Source organism: Candidatus Competibacteraceae bacterium, from assembly GCA_016713505.1.
In the GTDB taxonomy this organism is placed as follows: Bacteria; Pseudomonadota; Gammaproteobacteria; order Competibacterales; family Competibacteraceae; genus Competibacter_A.
This window is the reverse complement of the sequence record JADJPA010000001.1, coordinates 2,639,987-2,656,492: the sequence shown is the minus strand read 5'-3', so window position 1 is coordinate 2,656,492 and position 16,506 is coordinate 2,639,987. Positions and strand designations below refer to the sequence as shown.

Genomic DNA, 16,506 nt, shown 5'->3' with positions numbered 1-16,506 from the left:
GTCTCGCGCGCTCAGAGATCGAAGTCTTTGGGGTTAAGGCCTAATTCATTGCAGATTTTGCGGACCACTCCCTTTTCCTGATCGTCGAAATTGCCGTCGGCCGCGCCGATGGCGCAACAGACCCGCACCATCAGCCGTGCTTCCGAGTCCTTGCCCTTGAGCTTGCCGACTACTTGCAGCACGGCGGCCTGACCGATTTGGTGATCGAACTCGAACTGTTTGGCGTATTTTTCGAAGATGGCGATGACTTCCTGCGGGTCGAACACCGACAGCACGTCGGAGTTGCGCAGAAAGCCCATCATCTTCTGCTTTTCCTCGGGTTTGACCACGCCGTCGGCATGGGCCACCAAGGCGCAACCGGCCACCACCGCCTCCAGAAACGTCTTGTTCTTAAGTTTGGTGACTTCGGTTTTCAAGTTGGCGGTGACTTCACTGTAACGTTGTTTCAACCATTCGAGCGCCACGGTAATTTCTCCAAAAGTGGATTAAAAAAAACACCATCAATCTTTCGATCCCGCCACCCAGCGCAAGCCGAAACCGTAGGCTTGGTCCATGTAGCGATGATCCTGAAAATATTCGACCAATTTAGTGACCTTGAGGTTGCCGCCTTGGTTCTCCAGCAGCGCCAAGGCGCACATGCGTTGATCGTTGCGGTGGCTGTCGATGCGGATTTCCAGCATCGGCTGGCCGGGGGCCTGAAGGGTGACCACAGCGTCGGTTTCCGCCCAGTTGGGCGCGCCCTCGTAAATCATTGCGAACAACACCACCCGATCCAATTCGTTCCAGTATTGGCCGTTGATGTGCAGGAATTCGCCCTGGGCGCTGGCGCCGCTGCGGTCGTCGCCCAGCAGTTGGATGTAGGGCGGCTGGCGCAGGCTGCCGAAATTCTCTCCCAGCGCCTGCACCGCGCCGCCCCGGCCGTCGCGCAGCTTGAACAGGCAGCCGAGGTCCAGATCGATCTTGCGCCCGCCGGTCAGGCGGCCGAAAAAGCCCTTAGCCCCACCGCCGCTGTCCTGGTGCCAGTTCAGATTGACCACGATTTCGCCGAAGCCCTGGCCCTTCTTCTCCAGTGAAATGCTGGGATTGCGCTTGTCCAGGGTGATTTTTTCCAGCCGTACCGGTTTGGGGGCGGACGGTGGCGCAGCGGCGGGAGCGGCGGCGGGCTGAGGCGCTGGGGTTGGCGTCGTCGGAGGAGAAACCGGTGCGGGAGGCGCTTCAGCGGCATCGGGATCGTCGCCGACATCCACGCCGTATTGACGGGCCAGCGGTCCCAGCCCGCCAACGAAGCCCTGACCGACCGCGCGGAACTTCCATTCGCCGTTGCGCAAATAGAATTCGCCGACGATGAGGGCGGTTTCCGCCATCGTTCCGGTCTTCAGCGGAAAAGTCGCTAACGGCGCTTTGCTGTTCGCGTCGCGGACGTCCGCCTTGACCTGACTCAACTGGCCGAACGACTGACCGCGCCGGTGGCCCTGATCGATGGTCAGCGCGACCACGACCTTTTCGATGGCCGGCGGTAATTGGGCGAAAGTGACGGTGAAGGCGCGGCCGTCGCCGGCGCGCTGGACGCCGCCGCCGGCCAGCGAGGGCTGGTTGTAAAAAACAAAGTCCCCATCGCCGCGCACCTTGCCCTGCGCGGTCAGCGCAAAGGCGCTGGAATCCAGCGTCAGCGGCGTGCCGCCCGGCTCCCAAGCCAGCGCGATTTCGACGGCGGCCGGCGCGGGCGTTGCTTTGGTGATGGAGAAGTTCTGACCCGGTTGCAGGTCCATGCTGGGATTCTCTGGCGGAGTTTACAGATAGGGTTGCAGCGCCGGCAGCAGATCGTGAAAAGTGCGGCCGCTGGCGTGTTCGCCGATAGCCTGCAACTTCCATTCATTGTTGTGGCGGTACAGCTTGGTCATGAGCAAGCCGGTGTAAGTGCCGCCCTCCAGCGACAGGTCGAAACGGGCGATTTCGCCGCCGCCGGCGCCGTCCACGATCCGGCAAAAGGCGCTGGGGATGCCGGCGAAGCCTTCGCCGCTGAAGCTGTTGACGGTAAAGATCAGCGCTTGCACGGTCGCCGGGAGCTGGTTGAGGTCGATGCTGATGCGTTCGTTCTCAGCGCCGGCCTCACCGCCGCCGGAGCGGTCGTCGCCGCTGTGCTGGACGGAGCCACAGCGGCTTTTCAGTTGTCTGAACCACACGGTGTCCGCGAGATTGCCGCCGGCGTCGAACAACAAACAGGAGGCATCCAGGTCCACGGCTTCCTGGCGAGCGCCGCCGCCGAAGCCGAGAAAGCCGCGGGACTGAACCTGTTTCATGCCCCAACCCAAGCCCATGACGACCCGGTTCAGGCTGCGACCGGCCTCTTTTTCCAGGCTGATGCGCTGTCCTTTCTGCAAATTGACGGCCATGCGGATATCCTCATTAAAGTGGCTGATTTTCGATAAGGCCAGTGATGATCGCAAATCATTTCGAACCTCCGTCCTACTGCTGGCCTGCGATGCAGCGGCGGAAAATGGTCGGACGGATGAAGGTCGCTGTATTGTCCGATTAAGGATATTGAGGCAGTTTATGGTAATTCAAGTGATTCCAACATTCTCGATGCGGAGATGATCATGCGCAAGCTGGCGTTGTTATTGAGCGTGATGATCGCCGGAGCCCACGCCGCTCCAGCGCCTGAGGCGAACCTTAAAAAATGGCAGGATGATAAGGGGGTATGGCATTACGGCGACAGCCAACCGATATCGCCCGACGCCGTGACCAACAGCGCCGCCGATGCTTACCGACGCGGCGATTACGGAGCGGCTTTTGAGGAGTATATGACCTGGGCGAAGCAGGGCGATCCCAGAGCGCAGACCATGGTGGGGCTCATGTATTTGCGCGGCCAGGGCGTGACCCAAAGTCAGAGCAACGCCGCCGAATGGTTGCGGCGCGCGGCGCTGCAAGGTAACGCGAACGCGCAATTCAATCTGGCCATGATCTACGTGCTAAACCCCAGCGCGGCGCCTAACGAGCGAGAGCCGCTGCTATGGTTGCGCAAAGCGGCGGAATACGGCAATGCCGAGGCGCAACTCGTGCTGGCCAACCGCTACGCGGGCGGTCAGGGCATCGCGCGCGATGATCGGGAGGCCATGAACTGGTACCAGAAAGCGGCCGCGCAAGGGAACGCCGCCGCCCAGTCCGAACTGGGAAACTTTTACGCGAGCGGCCGAGGCGTGTCGCGCAACGACAAGGAGGCGGTGAAGTGGTATCAGAAAGCGGCGGCGCAGGGCCAGGCTGGCGCTCAATTCGCGCTCGGCGCGATGTACGCGGCCGGGCGCGGGCTGACGGCCAGCGATCAGGACGCGGCGCAATGGTATCGCAAGGCGGCCGAACAGGGGCACGGCGAGGCTCAATATAACTTGGCTGTACGTTATCTGGGGGGCCGGGGGGTATCGGCCAGTCCGGAGGAGGCGTTCAACTGGTTTCGCAAGGCGGCCGAACAGGGTTTGGGGTTGGCGCAACTGAATCTGGGTAGGCTGTACGCCGAAGGCAAAGGTACCGCCCGCAACGATGTCGAAGCGGTGAGGTGGTACCGCAGCGCCGCCGAGCAAAATTTGCCGCTGGCGCAATATTATCTGGGACGCATGTATGCCGACGGGCGCGGGGTGGCGCGCGATGATCGGGAGGCCCTGCAATGGTTCCGACGCGCCGCCGACCAGAATCTGCCGGTGGCGCATCTGGAACTGGCCAACGGTTATTTCAACGGCCGCGCGGTCGAAAAGGATAAGACCAGAGGTATGCAGTTATTGGAGCTGGCGGCCAAGGGCGGCAGCCCCGAGGCACAGCTTCAACTGGCCGAACGGCACTTGGTCGGTCGCGACACGCCGCGCGACAACCAGGCCGGCCTGGATTGGCTGCGCAAGGCGGCGGATCAAAACTATGCCGAGGCGCAGTATTTATTGGCCACGCTCAACGCCAGGGGCGAGGGGGGGGTTGGCCGCAATGACGCTCAAGCGGTGGGATGGTATCGCAAGGCGGCCGAACAGGGTCACGTGCCGAGCCAACTGCGCCTTGCCGGGATGTACGCCGGCGGTCAGGGGGTATCGCAGGACGACCGGCAGGCCTTGCAATGGTTTCGGGAAGCCGCCAAACAGGGTGACGGCCAGGCCGAGTTCAATGTCGGGGTGCTTTATGCCCTGGGTCGCGGCACCCCGCGCGACGACGCGCAAGCCGCGGCGTGGTACCGTAAGGCGGCCGAGCATAATTTGCCGGTGGCGCAGTTGAATTTGGGGTTATTGTATTCCGACGGTCGCGGCGGGCTGGCGCGCGATGAGGCCCAAGCCGCGGCGTGGTACCGTAAGGCGGCGCTGCAAAATTTGCCGCTGGGCCAGTTGGCGTTGGGTTTGGCTTACGCGACCGGTCGGGGTATGGCCCGCGATGACCGACAGGCGGTGGTCTGGTTCGAAAAGGCCGCCAATACGGGATTGCCTCTGGCCCAATACGGTTTGGGAATGCTCTACAGCAACGGCAGAGGGGTCGAGCGCGACTGGGTCAAAGCGCATTTGTGGCTGAATCTGGCGGCTTCCGGGGGCTATGTCGGCGCGGCCCAGCCGCTGGAGTACGCAGGCAGCCAACTCGGCGAAAAAGAATTGGTGCGGGCGCGGGATCTGGCGCGAGAGTGGCGGCCGGTCACCGTGGCGGAAAACAAGGCAAACTGAAAGTCGGTGCGGCTATGAGTGAAAACAGTGAGCGCCAGTTGGCGGAACGGGTGCGGGTGGCTTGCGTGCGAGCGGCTCTGGAAGCGTATCAGGATGCCGGGCTGAGCGGCCTGTGCGCCGAAGGGCGCTGGGAATATACCATCGGCGTGCTCAGACAACTGGATCTAGAACCGCTGTTGCGCGAGGAGACGCCGGAGGCTTTGCAGCTTGACGGACGGTGAGCGGCGGCTGCCAGGAAACCTCGCGCTGTTTCGCGGCCGGCGTAGGCGTCCCCCGCGCGGGGGCACTGGCGGTGGCTCAGTGGCTTTTGCGGTTGGGATCCAGCAAGTGCTGCCCGAGATTTTTCACGAAATCCTCAAGCCGCGCCGACTCGGCGTGCAAGCGCTCGTTGACTTGGCATAGCGCGTTCGCCAGCCGGTAAGTGCGAGACAGCAGTTGTTCCAGGTCGTCCGTTTGCCACAGCTTGTCGAGGTTGACTTCCGGCGCGCCATCGTTCAGCGCCACGGCGCACCATTCGGGGATGCGATACATCAGCACCGATTCCCGGTCGTTGGCCAGACAGAGCGTGACCCCGAGTTCGTATTTACGCAATACCGTCACCACCTCATCAAGGCAGCGCTGCATTTCCTCGCTGGGCCGCTCTTCGGTTTTCGGAACCTCCCCCTCGTTCGGAAGCTCCAGATCCTCATCTACCCTGCTCATCTTGATGTGCCTCCCATGGTCCGGGTCGGGTTTGGGTTCAAACGGAAACCCCCGCGCGGGGATCTCGGTGGAGCGGGGTCAAGCGTTCGGATTGATGTCCCAAGCACAGGATCGCGAGTTGGTAAGGCGTCGTGTGAAATAGCGATTTTCGAGTGAACGGCGCATTCGAAAACCAATCCTATTATTATCGAAATAGTACGCCAATCATCGATTGTCCGCCAGTTAGGTCTGGTGATCGCCAGCGCTGGGTTGGGAGGTTTTGCGCCATGTCTCGAAGCGCGCTGCTGTCCGCGTTAGTGATTCTGTCAGTTTTGACCGAGCGAAGTTTCGCCGACCCCCCGTTGGAACGCATTCGCTTGCCGCCGGGGTTCACCATCAGCGTTTTCGCCGATCGGGTGCCGAACGCGCGGGTCATGTTGCTCGGCGAGCGCGGTACGCTGTTCGTCAGCACGCGGGATGAAGGCGAGGTTTATGCGTTGCGCGACGCTGACGGAGACGGTCGCGCCGAAACCCGCCGGACCATCGCCAGCCACCTCAACATGCCAAACGGCATCGCCTTTCGCGACGGGGCGCTGTACGTCGCCGCCGTGGATCGGATCTTGCGCTACGACGCCATCGAAAGCCGGCTCGACGATCCGCCCGAGCCGGTGCTGATCACCGCTGCCTTACCGAAAGATCGCGCGCACGGCTGGCGCTATATCGCCTTTGGGCCGGACGGCAAGCTGTATGTTGCAGTCGGCGCGCCTTGCAATATCTGCGACGAGCCGGGCTATGCGGAGTTGCGGCGGTTGAACGCCGATGGCTCAGGCATGGAAACCGTGGCGCGCGGCATTCGCAATACGGTCGGCTTTACCTGGAACCCACAAGATCGAACCCTTTGGTTTACCGACAACGGTCGCGACTGGCTGGGCGACGATCGGCCGCCGGACGAACTCAATCAGGCTCCCCGACCCGGCCTTCACTTCGGCTACCCTTACTGCCACGGAGGCGATCTGCTCGACCCCGATTTTGGTAAAGGCAAAAATTGCGCGGATTACACGCCGCCCGTACAGAAACTGGGAGCGCATGTGGCGGCGCTGGGGCTGGCGTTCTACACCGGCGCTCAATTTCCCAAACGCTATCGCGGCCAGCTTTTCATCGCCGAACATGGTTCCTGGAACCGCAGTTCGAAAATCGGCTATCGGGTGTCGCTGGTCACGTTGCGCGACGGTCGGGCCGTCAGTTACGAGCCTTTTGCCGAGGGTTGGTTGAGCGGCGAGCGGGCTTGGGGCCGACCGGCTTACCTTTCGGTCATGCCGGATGGCTCGCTGTTGGTGTCCGACGATCATGCCGGGCTGATTTACCGTATCCGCTACGATCGAGCGCGTGCGCCCAACACCTGACCGAGCGAACCTGCGAGACATCCGATTTTCATGGAAACAGGCGATGGTGGCGGCGCGGCGGCCGCAGCGGCGGATTCCGGCCGGCTGACTTCTTTCAAGTTGCTCCTCGGATTGTTCGTCCTCAACTCGGCGCTGACCTTTCAAAACCGCTGGCCGACGGTTGGGGTGCGCTGGGTTCCCGAACTGTCCATCGAGCTGGCGGGGTTGCTGCTGGTTCTTAGCCTGGTCGTGGGGTGGCGTGGACCGCCGGGCCGGGTGTCGCGACGGGTCGGGGTCGGCGGGTTGCTCGCGTTCGTGCTGGGGCGCTATCTGGATGTCACCGCGCCGGCGCTGATGGGCCGATCTCTCAATCTATACTGGGACAGCCAGCATGTTTTGCGGGTGGCGGCCATGTTTGCGGACCACGTCGCCAGCTGGCAATTGCTGCTGGCGGCTGTGGGGCTGCTGGCGCTCCTGGTCGGGTTGCTCGCGGTTCTGCATTGGGCGCTAGCAGCCGTTCTGGGGGGAATGGCGCGTCCAGCCGGCCGACGCTGGTTGGCCGCGCTGGCCCTGGTTTTGCTGGTACTGTATGGCGCCGGTCGATTGAGCGTGCGCCTGCCGACCGAACGAGCGTTCGCGCTGCCGGTTTCCGGGATGGTCGCCGAGCAGTTGCGGCTGATGCTGGTTGCGACGCTGTTTCGGGATCGGAGCTGGCTGGCCGCACAGCCGCCGTTGCCGGGATCGAATTTGCGGCGGTTGGGGCGAGGAGATTTGTGGGTCTTGTTCTTCGAGTCCTACGGCGCGCTGGTTTTCGACGACCCCCGCTTCGCCGTTCCGCTGGCGGGCGAGTTCGCCGCGCTGGAGCGGTCGCTGGCGGCCGCCGGCTGGAACAGTGCTTCGGCGCGGGTCGAGTCTAGCACCTTCGGTGGCCTGTCCTGGCTGGCGCATTCCAGTTTGTTGTCCGGGGCGCGCGTCGCCGATCCGGGCGATTATCGCGACTTGCTGGCCTCGGATCGCGACACGCTCGTCGGCCGTTTCGCCGCCGCCGGTTATCGCAGCGTCGCGATCATGCCGGGCCTCAAATATCCGTGGCCGGAGGGCGAGTTTTACCGTTTCGACCGGATCTACGACGCCGGACGGTTGCGCTATGCCGGGCCGGCTTATGGTTGGTGGGCCATACCCGATCAATACAGCCTGTATCGGGTCCACCAAACGGAGGTGGTACCGGCGGGCCGGCCACCGCTATTGATATTTTTTCCGACCATCAACAGCCATATTCCCTTCGCGCCGCTGCCGCCTTACCGGCCGAAGTGGGCTGAGGTCGAGGCCGGCGGCACTGCCGATACGGTTCCGGCGGCAACGACCTTGAACGACCGGCTGGATGGCGGCGAACTGGCCACTGCCTACATCGAGAGCGTTCGCTATAACCTGGCGGTGGTGGGCGGCTATCTGCGCCAGCACGCGCCGAAAGACGCTGTGCTGTTGGTGCTCGGCGACCACCAGCCGCCGGCGGTGGTGGGCGGCCGCGATATTCCCTGGCAAGTGCCGGTTCATCTGTTCTCGCGAAACGCTGGGATGATTGCGGCGTTTCTGGCGGCGGGGTTCGAACCGGGGCTGCGGCCGAGCGCGACCGTTCTGGGCGGCATCGAAACCCTGGGGCCGTTGTTGTTGAAAACCCTGGATGGCGACTGGCCAACTCCAGCGCCGGCGCTGACCGGCGGCGGATCTCCAATTCTGATGAGTCGATGATCAGCGCCACCGCGAGTGCCGGCGGGCCAGCCAGACGGCATCCAAGGCAAAGGATGTCGCCAGCAAGCCGAGGGCGCCAGCGGCCAGCAGGTTAGTCCAGGGCGGGACCAAGATCGGGGTCAGACAGAGGACCAGCGCCACGCTTTGAATCACGCAGATGGTTTGGCGGCGCTTGCGCGGCGGCAGCGGCTGTTTCAACCAAGGCAAAACCTGACCGAGCGCGACGAAGCCATAGCGCATCCCGCCCGATAGCAGCACCCACCCGCCGGCTTTAGCGGAGTGATACACCAACACGGCCAGTACCAGAATCAGGAAGGCGTCCACTTCCATGTCGAAGCGAGCGCCGAACCGGCTTGTCGACCCGTGGTGTCGGGCCAGCCAGCCGTCCGCGCCGTCGAGCAGCAAGGCCAAACCGGCCAGGGCGGCGATGGACCAGCTCAAGGCGGGGGTCGGCTCAAAAGGACCGATCAGGCCGGCCGCCAGCGCGGCGATGCCGGCCCGCGCCAGCGTGACTCGATTGGCCGCGCCAAACCGCTGCAAGGGCAAATGCTGGGGCAGGAACGGCAGCAGTGCGAGCAACAGGCCCACAAAGACCGTCACGGATCGGCCGACATAAGCCGGAGACAGGTGGAATTGCCGGCTGATAACGGCCGCCAGTCCCGCGACCAGCAGCAGCGCGGTTACGCTATCGAACAGGGTGCTGATCGCGAGCGGCCGCAGTCGGGCACGGAACGACGGAGCGTTCGGCGGGACGGACGACGATGGCTCCTCCATCGGTTCAGTCCAGCGGCTGAATCAGCTCGCGCAACACCGTTGTCGCATAGGCGCCAGCCGGCAAGCCAAAACTGAAGATGGCGGTGCCGGGGGTCGGTAACGCCACCGCCAGGTCGCGCACCATCAGCCGCAAGGCGCGGCGTTCCTGTCGCAAGCCTTCCGCCGCCAGTCCGGCGCGAAACACCGGCAAGGTCGCCGCAATCGCTTCTTCCAGTTCCCGCGCCGGGCCGCTGGATAGCAGCTCGCCGGCGCCCCACAGCGGCCCGGTCGGGTGCAGGTCGAATTCCGCCACTCGCCGGCGGATCGTTTCATCCGGTTCGGCGACGGTGAAAATGCTATGGCTGCCGGCCAGCATCAGCACCTCGCCCGGCAGCGGTTGATTCCAGGTGCGATCGCCGACCCGTCGCGCCAGCACCGCATTGAACAACACCGAGCGGGCGGCGGACAGATACAGGCCGCGCCGGTGCCGGTCCCGCACCGTTTCCTCGCCGCGCAGCATGGCCGCGGCCCGTTCCAGGTTGCCGCCCTCGCGGCCGAAACGTTGCTCGCCGAAGTAATTGGGCGCGCCGTTCGCGGCGATGAGCGCCAAGCGTTCGGTCAGTTTGGCGGGATCGCCTTCGAGGTCGCGCGCGACGATGCGAAAGACGTTGCCGGCCAGCGCGCCGCGCCGCAACTTGCGCGAATGACGCACCGCTTTCAGTACCGTGAATTCGGCAGCCGGGTCGCCTGTCCAATCCGGCTCAGCCCGGCCGGGCAACGGGACTGAAAACCACTGTTCGGTCACGGCGCGCCGGTCTTTGAGTCCGGCGTAGCCGACCGCTCCGGCCGGCACGCCCGCCCGTTCCGCCAAGCGCCGCGCCACCCAATCGGTATTGGCGTCGCGCTTGCGCACCCAAAGCCAGACATGCTCGCCGGCGCCCTCCAGCGCGAAACTCAGTTCCTCGCGGACCTGAAAATCATCCGGCGTGACGCGCAACCGGCCCTGCAAGCACGGTCGGCCGCAGGCGTAGGGGAGTTCGGCAAGGGGTGAGTCGGGCACGGCGGCACGTCGGAATCCGTTGGCTTGATTAACCCGCTTGAGCGCTGTAATCCGGCGCGGCCAGCGGGATGACGTAAAACAAAATCGCAAAGAAATGCAAGATGCTACCCGCCAGCACGAAGCCGTGCCAGATGGCGTGATGGTAGGGCAACCGCTTCCAGACATAGAAAACAACGCCGAGCGTGTAAGCCAGTCCGCCGGACAGCAACAGCAGCAGCCCACCCGGCGCGACGCTGTTGAGCAGCGGCTTGCTGGCGACTAGGACCGTCCAGCCCATGCCGATGTACAGCCCGAGCGACAGCAGCGTCGAACGGCGGCCGCGCGCGACGCGCAGCCCGATTCCCAACAGCGCCAGCCCCCAAATGACCGCGAACAGCGACCAACCCCAGGGACCGCGCAAGTTCACCAGCAGGAACGGGGTATAAGTACCGGCGATCAGGAGGAAAATCGCGGAATGATCGAGCGTGCGCAATACCGTTTTGACGCGCGGTAGCGGAATACTGTGATACAGCGTCGAGGTGGTGTAGAGCAGGATCAAGGCCGCGCCGAAGATGCTGCAGCCGACGATGTGCCAGGCGTCGCCGTGCAGGCTGGCGAAGGCGGTCAACACCCCGAGTCCGGCGATGCCCAGCACGATGCCCACACCGTGAATCACGCTGTTGGCGATTTCCTCACCCAAGGTGTAATGCGGCGGATGACGTTCGACGGTCACGGCGGTCTCCTCCTTGGCGATGGCGATGGCGATGGCGGACAGGACAGCGCCGGCTGTCCGTTACACGCTGTTGGTATGTGCTCAATCAGACTCGCAAGAGCGCTCTTGGTTTCAGCCCGCCGGTCCCGACGGGTTGGTGCTGGCGGGCGCTCCGGACTCTGTTATTCACCGCCGGCGGGCGGTCCCCATGTTATCCGTCGGCGATCGGCTCCTGTCAACGTCCGGCGGCATGTTACAATGCATCCTTTCGTTCGGACGGGCTATGCGGGGCGAATGACGGCGTTTGATGAGTATCGAACAGGCCATTATCGAGGGTTGCGAGGCGCTGGCTATCCGGTTACCGGAGGGCGCCAGCGTGCGCCTGAGCGCTTATTTGACCCTGCTTGAGCGCTGGAATCGGGCCTATAATCTGACGGCCGTGCGCGACCCCGAGGCGATGGTGGTCCGGCATGTGTTGGACAGCCTGTCGATTCTGCCCTGGCTGGAGGGTCCGCGCGTGCTGGATGTGGGCAGCGGCGCCGGCCTGCCGGGGATTCCGCTGGCCGTCGTCCGACCGGACTGCCAATTTTACCTGCTGGACAGCAACGGCAAGCGGACTCGGTTCCTGACCCAAGTCGCTGGCGAACTGCAACTGCACAATGCCCGCGTGGTGCGCGGCCGGGTCGAGGATTATCGGCCGGAGAGCCTGTTTGATACCGTGGTATCGCGAGCGTTTGCGACCTTGGCCGACATGGTCGCGGACGCCGGCCGCTTGTGTGCTCCCACCGGCCGCTTGCTGGCGATGAAAGGCGTGTTTCCCGACGATGAGCTGGCGCGTTTGCCCGCCGGTTATGTCGTGGTGGACGTTTACCCGCTGCGGGTTCCGAGCCTGGACGCCGAACGCCATCTGGTCCATTTGGCCCCCGCGCCCGCTTCCTGAGGTTGAGATCATGGCTACCATCATCGCGATCGCCAATCAGAAAGGCGGGGTCGGCAAGACCACGACCGCCGTCAATCTGGCCGCCTGTTTGTCGGCGCTGCGGCAGAACGTGCTGCTGATCGATCTCGACCCTCAGGGCAACGCCACCATGGGCTGCGGCGTGGACAAACACGCCGTCACCGCCACCAGCTACGATGTGCTGTTGGGCGAGGCGACCTTGACCCAAGCGCTGCAATGGGTCGAGAAGGCGCAAATGCAGTTGCTGCCGGCCAACGGCGATCTGACCGCCGCCGAGATCAACTTGCTGAAAACGGAAAACGCGCCGGGCCGCTTGCGCGCCGCGCTCGCGCCGGTGGAATGGAATTTCGACCTCATCATGATCGACTGCCCGCCGTCGCTGAACATGCTGACGGTCAACGCGCTCACCGCCGCCCAAGCGGTGCTCATTCCCGTCCAGTGCGAGTATTACGCGCTGGAAGGCTTGTCGGCGTTGCTCGACACCATCGATAAGGTGCGCAAATCCACCAATCCGGACTTGCGCGTCGAGGGTGTGCTGCGGACCATGTTCGACCCCCGCAACCGGCTGGCCAATGAAGTGTCGGCTCAGTTGCAGGCGCATTTCGGCAAGGCGGTGTTCGAAACGTTGATTCCGCGCAACGTGCGGCTGGCGGAAGCCCCCAGTTACGGACTGCCGATCATTCATTACGATGACGGCTCGCGCGGCGCGCAAAGCTATCGGGAACTGGCGAAGGAAGTGCGTAAACGATTGCGACGTCCGGCGGCGAAAAAGACGGCGGGGAACGAGGCGGGGACATGATCAGAAAAAAAGGCGGCCTCGGTCGTGGCCTGGATGCCTTGCTGGGCGCGGGGGCCGCGGCGGCCGGTCGGAATGAATCAGCATCGGAGCCGACGTTTGCGGAGACCCTGCGTTCCCTGCCGCTCGAATGCATCGTCAGGGGGCGCTACCAGCCCCGGCAGGATTTACGCGAAGACCGCTTGCGGGAGCTGGCGGAATCGATCCGAGCGCAGGGCGTGGTGCAGCCGGTCGTGGTGCGGCCGCTCGCTGGAGAGCGCTACGAGCTGATCGCCGGGGAGCGGCGCTGGCGGGCCGCGCAACTGGCTGGATTGCGCGAAGTGCCGGCGGTCGTGCGCGAGGTCACGGATCGGGCCGCCATCGCCATGGCGCTGATCGAGAACATCCAGCGCGAAGACCTCAATCCCCTGGAGGAAGCGACCGCGCTCCAACGGCTGATCGATGAATTCGAGCTGACCCACCAGCAGGCGGCCGAAGCGGTGGGCCGGTCGCGAACGGCGGTGAGCAACCTGCTGCGCTTGCTGGAGCTGAGCGAGGAAGTCCGCCAGTGGGTGCGCGAGCGCAAGCTCGATATGGGCCATGCCCGCGCCCTGCTGCCGCTGCCGTCCGCCTTGCAGCAGGAAGCCGCCCGCCAGGTGTTGCTAAGAGGCTTGTCGGCGCGGGAAACCGAGGAACTGGCGCGCCGCCTGCAACAGCAAACGGCGGCTACGCCCGCGCGCGCCAAAGCGTTCGATCCTAATATTCGTACCTTACAAGACGATCTATCGGAACGGCTGGGCGCGCGAGTCCAATTGCGACACGATACCACCGGCAAAGGTCAAGTGGTTATTCACTACAACAGCCTAGATGAGCTGGACGGCATTATTGCACGGGTGAAGTGACACGGTGATTTTCGTTGACCCCGCCGCGCTAAATTCCCTATAATCCGTGGCACTCTGCGGGAGCCGAAAGGACCAGGGAAACCGGATTTTAGGCAAAAGATCGGGCTTTGGCAGGGTGAGAAAATCAAATAAACAAAACAGAATATAACAATTTAAAACATGCCCGGCGCAATGCGGTGCCTGCACAATTAAAACGAATGCGAGCCATGGGCGCAAAACAGGTCACCCGAAAGATCACCACCCTTCAATTGCTCCTCACGCTGTTGATCGCGGTTGGTTCTTTTGCCTTCGGCAACGTCAAGACGGCTTACTCCGCCTTGATCGGCGGCGGCATCAGCACGCTCGTCACCCTGTATTTCGCCAGTAAGGTCTTTTCGGTGCGCGTCGGCGCGCCCGCCGCCAAAATCGCCCGCGCCTTCTACTTGGGCGAAGTGGTCAAGCTGCTGTTGACGGTGCTCTTGTTCGGCGGCGCTCTGTTCTGGCTCGATGTCTCGCCCCTTCCGCTGCTGCTGGCGTACAGCGCCGCGCTGATGGCCTACTGGCTGGCTTTACCCTTCACATTCGACGCTTCGGTGAGCACGCTATGAGCGAATCCGGTCATTCCGCAACGGGATACATCATTCACCATTTGACCAACCTCAAGGTTGGTGAGGGCTTCTGGTCCCTGCACCTGGATACGCTGTTCTTCTCGATCGCCTTGGGCAGCTTTTTCCTGTGGCTGTTCATGAAGGCGGCGAAATCGGCCACCAGCGATGTGCCCGGACCTTTGCAAAATTTGTGCGAGATTCTGGTCGAGTTTGTCGATACCCAGGTCAAGGATTCTTTCCACGGCCGCAACCCGGTCATTGCGCCGTTGGCCCTGACCATTTTCGTTTGGGTGTTTCTGTGGAATTTCATGGATTTGTTGCCGGTTGACCTATTGCCGTCCATCGCCGCCCTGTTCGGCGTTCCCTATCTGCGCTCCGTGCCCTCCACCGATTTGAATTCGACCTTCGGCCTGTCGATTTCGGTGCTGCTGCTGCTGTATTACTACAGTTTCAAGGTCAAGGGTCCGACCCATTTCACCATGGAAATCCTGACCCATCCCTTCGGCATCTGGTTCATGCCCTTCAACCTGCTGCTGCGGATCGTCGAGGATCTGGCCAAACCCATCTCGCTCGGCTTGCGTCTGTTCGGAAACCTCTACGCCGGTGAGTTGATTTTCATTCTGATCGCGCTGTTGCCCTGGTGGATCCAGTTCGTGCTGGGCTGGCCGTGGGCGGTGTTCCACATTCTGATCATCACCTTGCAAGCTTTTATCTTCATGGTGCTGACCATCGTCTATCTCAGCATGGCCCACGAGGATCATTGAGTGTCGCCAATAGCTGGAGCGGTCCGAACGACAGTCGCGGCGGGTCCGCGTTAATCGGTTTTTTTCATCCACACCACAATCTCTAGACGGGAGACACTAATGGAAGCTGCAAGCCTGATTGCCAACGTGCAGGGTATGACCGTTATCGCCGTGGCTTTGATCATCGGCCTGGGCGCGCTGGGTACCGCCATCGGTTTCGCCCTGTTGGGTGGCAAGTTCCTGGAAGGCGCCGCCCGCCAGCCGGAAATGATTCCCGCGTTGCAAGTGAAAATGTTCATCGTTGCGGGTTTGCTCGACGCGGTGACCATGATCGGCGTCGGCGTGGCGTTGTTCTTCACCTTCGCCAACCCGTTCCTCGGTCCCGTCAACGCGGCCTTAGGGCATTGATCGTCCGACTCTTTGACGCGTTCATCCGTGTACCCGAGGAGATAATCGCGTGAACTTCAATGCCACTCTGATAGGGCAGATGATCACGTTCGGCCTGCTGGTGCTCTTTACCATGAAGTATGTATGGCCGCCGATCATCCAGGCCATGCAAGAGCGCCAGAAGCGGATCGCCGACGGCTTGGCCTCGGCCGAGCGCGGCGTGCGCGAGCAGGAGCTGGCCAAGGTCAAGGCCGCGCAAATGCTGAAGGAAGCCAAGCAGCAAGCCGCCGAGATCGTCGCCCAAGCCCACAAGCGCGCCAACGAAATCATCGAGCAATCGAAACAGGAAGCCCGCGTCGAGGGCGACCGCCAGCTCCACGCCGCCAAGGCCGAGATCGAGCAGGAAGTCAATCGCGCCCGCGAACAGCTTCGCAATCAAGTCGTCAGCCTCGCCGTCGCCGGCGCCAGCAAGGTGCTCAAGCGCGAAGTCGACGAAGCGGCCAACGCCGCCATGCTGGATGACCTGGTCGCTCAGCTATAACCACACGGACCACGCCCATGGCTGATGACCCGACACCCGTCGTCCGACCGACCTCCGCCGCCCGGCCCTACGCGCGCGCCGCTTTTGAGGATGCGCAGGCCGCCCAGGCGCTGCCGCTCTGGTCCGAGCTGTTGCAGAGCGCCGCCGCCGTGGCCGCCGATCCGGCCATGCAACGGTTGCTAGGACCCTGGAATCCCCAACTGCGCGGCGAACAGAAAGCCGCGCTGGTGGCCGACTTGTGCCGCGATATTCGCGGCGGCGAGGCGGCAGCGATTCCGGAGACCTTCGTCACGTTCCTCAAGATGCTGGCCGAGTTTCACCGCTTGCACCAGCTTCCCAGCATCGCCGCCTTGTTCGAGCGGTTTCGCGCGGAGGCCGAAAGCATTCTCCGCGCCGAGCTGATTTCCGCCTCCGTCGTGACCGACGCCCAGCGCAAGCGCGTGACCAAGGCGCTCAAGGCGAAGTTCAAACGCAGCGTCGTGCTCGATTGCAAGACGGACCCGGCGTTGATCGGGGGCGCGGTGATCCGGATCGGTGATCGGGTGATCGACGGTTCGGCGCGCGGTCGGCTGGACAAACTCGCCACGGCCTTGAGCCAGTAAGGGGATTACCGTT

General features: G+C 63.2%; 19 protein-coding genes. 12 read left to right on the top strand and 7 right to left on the bottom strand.

Features of this window, described 5'->3' with window-relative positions; all coding sequences use genetic code 11:
• Nucleotides 1-11 precede the first annotated feature (11 nt).
• The 3 genes from IPK09_12170 to IPK09_12160 are packed head-to-tail and all read right to left on the bottom strand — an operon-like array spanning nucleotide 12 to nucleotide 2,393.
• Nucleotides 12-464, bottom strand: coding sequence for a tellurite resistance TerB family protein (locus tag IPK09_12170; GenBank protein ID MBK7984368.1), 453 nt, complete (start codon nucleotides 462-464; stop codon nucleotides 12-14).
• A gap of 36 nt (nucleotides 465-500) precedes the next feature.
• Nucleotides 501-1,769 carry a TerD family protein gene (locus IPK09_12165; protein MBK7984367.1) on the bottom strand — a complete coding sequence of 423 codons (1,269 nt, stop codon included), beginning with the start codon at nucleotides 1,767-1,769 and terminating at the stop codon, nucleotides 501-503.
• Between the two features lie 21 nt (nucleotides 1,770-1,790).
• A complete protein-coding gene (locus tag IPK09_12160) occupies nucleotides 1,791-2,393 on the bottom strand; it encodes a TerD family protein (protein ID MBK7984366.1) in 603 nt (200 codons plus the stop codon).
• Between the two features lie 204 nt (nucleotides 2,394-2,597).
• Between IPK09_12160 and IPK09_12155 the strand changes: the two genes are divergently transcribed.
• Both IPK09_12155 and IPK09_12150 read left to right on the top strand, forming a co-directional pair.
• Nucleotides 2,598-4,682, top strand: coding sequence for a sel1 repeat family protein (locus IPK09_12155; protein ID MBK7984365.1), 2,085 nt, complete (start codon nucleotides 2,598-2,600; stop codon nucleotides 4,680-4,682).
• A gap of 14 nt (nucleotides 4,683-4,696) precedes the next feature.
• Nucleotides 4,697-4,903: an acetyltransferase gene (locus IPK09_12150; GenBank protein ID MBK7984364.1), complete on the top strand. Its 207-nt coding sequence runs from the start codon at nucleotides 4,697-4,699 to the stop codon at nucleotides 4,901-4,903.
• Nucleotides 4,904-4,979: 76 nt separating this feature from the next.
• On the opposite strand, the gene IPK09_12145 is transcribed toward IPK09_12150, so the two are convergent.
• On the bottom strand, nucleotides 4,980-5,384 hold the full coding sequence (locus IPK09_12145) for a hypothetical protein (protein ID MBK7984363.1): 405 nt from the start codon (nucleotides 5,382-5,384) through the stop codon (nucleotides 4,980-4,982).
• Nucleotides 5,385-5,650: 266 nt separating this feature from the next.
• On the opposite strand from IPK09_12145, the gene IPK09_12140 reads away from it, so the two are divergent.
• Nucleotides 5,651-6,766 carry a sorbosone dehydrogenase family protein gene (locus IPK09_12140; protein ID MBK7984362.1) on the top strand — a complete coding sequence of 372 codons (1,116 nt, stop codon included), beginning with the start codon at nucleotides 5,651-5,653 and terminating at the stop codon, nucleotides 6,764-6,766.
• 30 nt (nucleotides 6,767-6,796) lie between these two features.
• Nucleotides 6,797-8,494: a hypothetical protein gene (locus tag IPK09_12135; protein ID MBK7984361.1), complete on the top strand. Its 1,698-nt coding sequence runs from the start codon at nucleotides 6,797-6,799 to the stop codon at nucleotides 8,492-8,494.
• Here IPK09_12135 and IPK09_12130 read toward each other — a convergent pair whose 3' ends face one another.
• The 3 genes from IPK09_12130 to IPK09_12120 are packed head-to-tail and all read right to left on the bottom strand — an operon-like array spanning nucleotide 8,495 to nucleotide 11,019.
• A complete protein-coding gene (locus IPK09_12130) occupies nucleotides 8,495-9,268 on the bottom strand; it encodes a CDP-alcohol phosphatidyltransferase family protein (protein MBK7984360.1) in 774 nt (257 codons plus the stop codon).
• 4 nt (nucleotides 9,269-9,272) lie between these two features.
• Nucleotides 9,273-10,307, bottom strand: coding sequence for a tRNA pseudouridine(13) synthase TruD (gene truD, locus IPK09_12125; protein ID MBK7984359.1), 1,035 nt, complete (start codon nucleotides 10,305-10,307; stop codon nucleotides 9,273-9,275).
• Nucleotides 10,308-10,335: 28 nt separating this feature from the next.
• The gene (locus IPK09_12120) at nucleotides 10,336-11,019 is read right to left on the bottom strand and encodes a hemolysin III family protein (protein ID MBK7984358.1); all 684 of its coding nucleotides are present in this window, start codon (nucleotides 11,017-11,019) and stop codon (nucleotides 10,336-10,338) included.
• A 286-nt stretch (nucleotides 11,020-11,305) separates the two neighbouring features.
• Between IPK09_12120 and rsmG the strand changes: the two genes are divergently transcribed.
• The 8 genes from rsmG (at nucleotide 11,306) to IPK09_12080 (ending at nucleotide 16,493) form a co-directional block, all read left to right on the top strand.
• Nucleotides 11,306-11,938, top strand: coding sequence for a 16S rRNA (guanine(527)-N(7))-methyltransferase RsmG (gene rsmG, locus IPK09_12115; GenBank protein MBK7984357.1), 633 nt, complete (start codon nucleotides 11,306-11,308; stop codon nucleotides 11,936-11,938).
• A 10-nt stretch (nucleotides 11,939-11,948) separates the two neighbouring features.
• On the top strand, nucleotides 11,949-12,755 hold the full coding sequence (locus IPK09_12110) for a ParA family protein (GenBank protein ID MBK7984356.1): 807 nt from the start codon (nucleotides 11,949-11,951) through the stop codon (nucleotides 12,753-12,755).
• Nucleotides 12,752-13,633: a ParB/RepB/Spo0J family partition protein gene (locus IPK09_12105; GenBank protein ID MBK7984355.1), complete on the top strand. Its 882-nt coding sequence runs from the start codon at nucleotides 12,752-12,754 to the stop codon at nucleotides 13,631-13,633. The genes IPK09_12110 and IPK09_12105 overlap by 4 nt, the downstream gene beginning before the upstream one ends.
• A 206-nt stretch (nucleotides 13,634-13,839) precedes the next feature.
• The gene (locus IPK09_12100) at nucleotides 13,840-14,220 is read left to right on the top strand and encodes an ATP synthase subunit I (protein MBK7984354.1); all 381 of its coding nucleotides are present in this window, start codon (nucleotides 13,840-13,842) and stop codon (nucleotides 14,218-14,220) included.
• A complete protein-coding gene (atpB, locus tag IPK09_12095; GenBank protein MBK7984353.1) occupies nucleotides 14,217-14,984 on the top strand; it encodes a F0F1 ATP synthase subunit A in 768 nt (255 codons plus the stop codon). Before IPK09_12100 ends, atpB begins: the two co-directional genes overlap by 4 nt.
• Nucleotides 14,985-15,083: 99 nt before the next feature.
• The gene (atpE, locus tag IPK09_12090; GenBank protein MBK7984352.1) at nucleotides 15,084-15,371 is read left to right on the top strand and encodes a F0F1 ATP synthase subunit C; all 288 of its coding nucleotides are present in this window, start codon (nucleotides 15,084-15,086) and stop codon (nucleotides 15,369-15,371) included.
• Between the two features lie 49 nt (nucleotides 15,372-15,420).
• The gene (locus IPK09_12085; protein ID MBK7984351.1) at nucleotides 15,421-15,891 is read left to right on the top strand and encodes a F0F1 ATP synthase subunit B; all 471 of its coding nucleotides are present in this window, start codon (nucleotides 15,421-15,423) and stop codon (nucleotides 15,889-15,891) included.
• 17 nt (nucleotides 15,892-15,908) lie between these two features.
• Nucleotides 15,909-16,493 (top strand): F0F1 ATP synthase subunit delta, encoded by a 585-nt coding sequence (locus IPK09_12080; protein MBK7984350.1) that lies wholly within the window; start codon nucleotides 15,909-15,911, stop codon nucleotides 16,491-16,493.
• The last annotated feature ends 13 nt before the right edge of the window (nucleotides 16,494-16,506 follow it).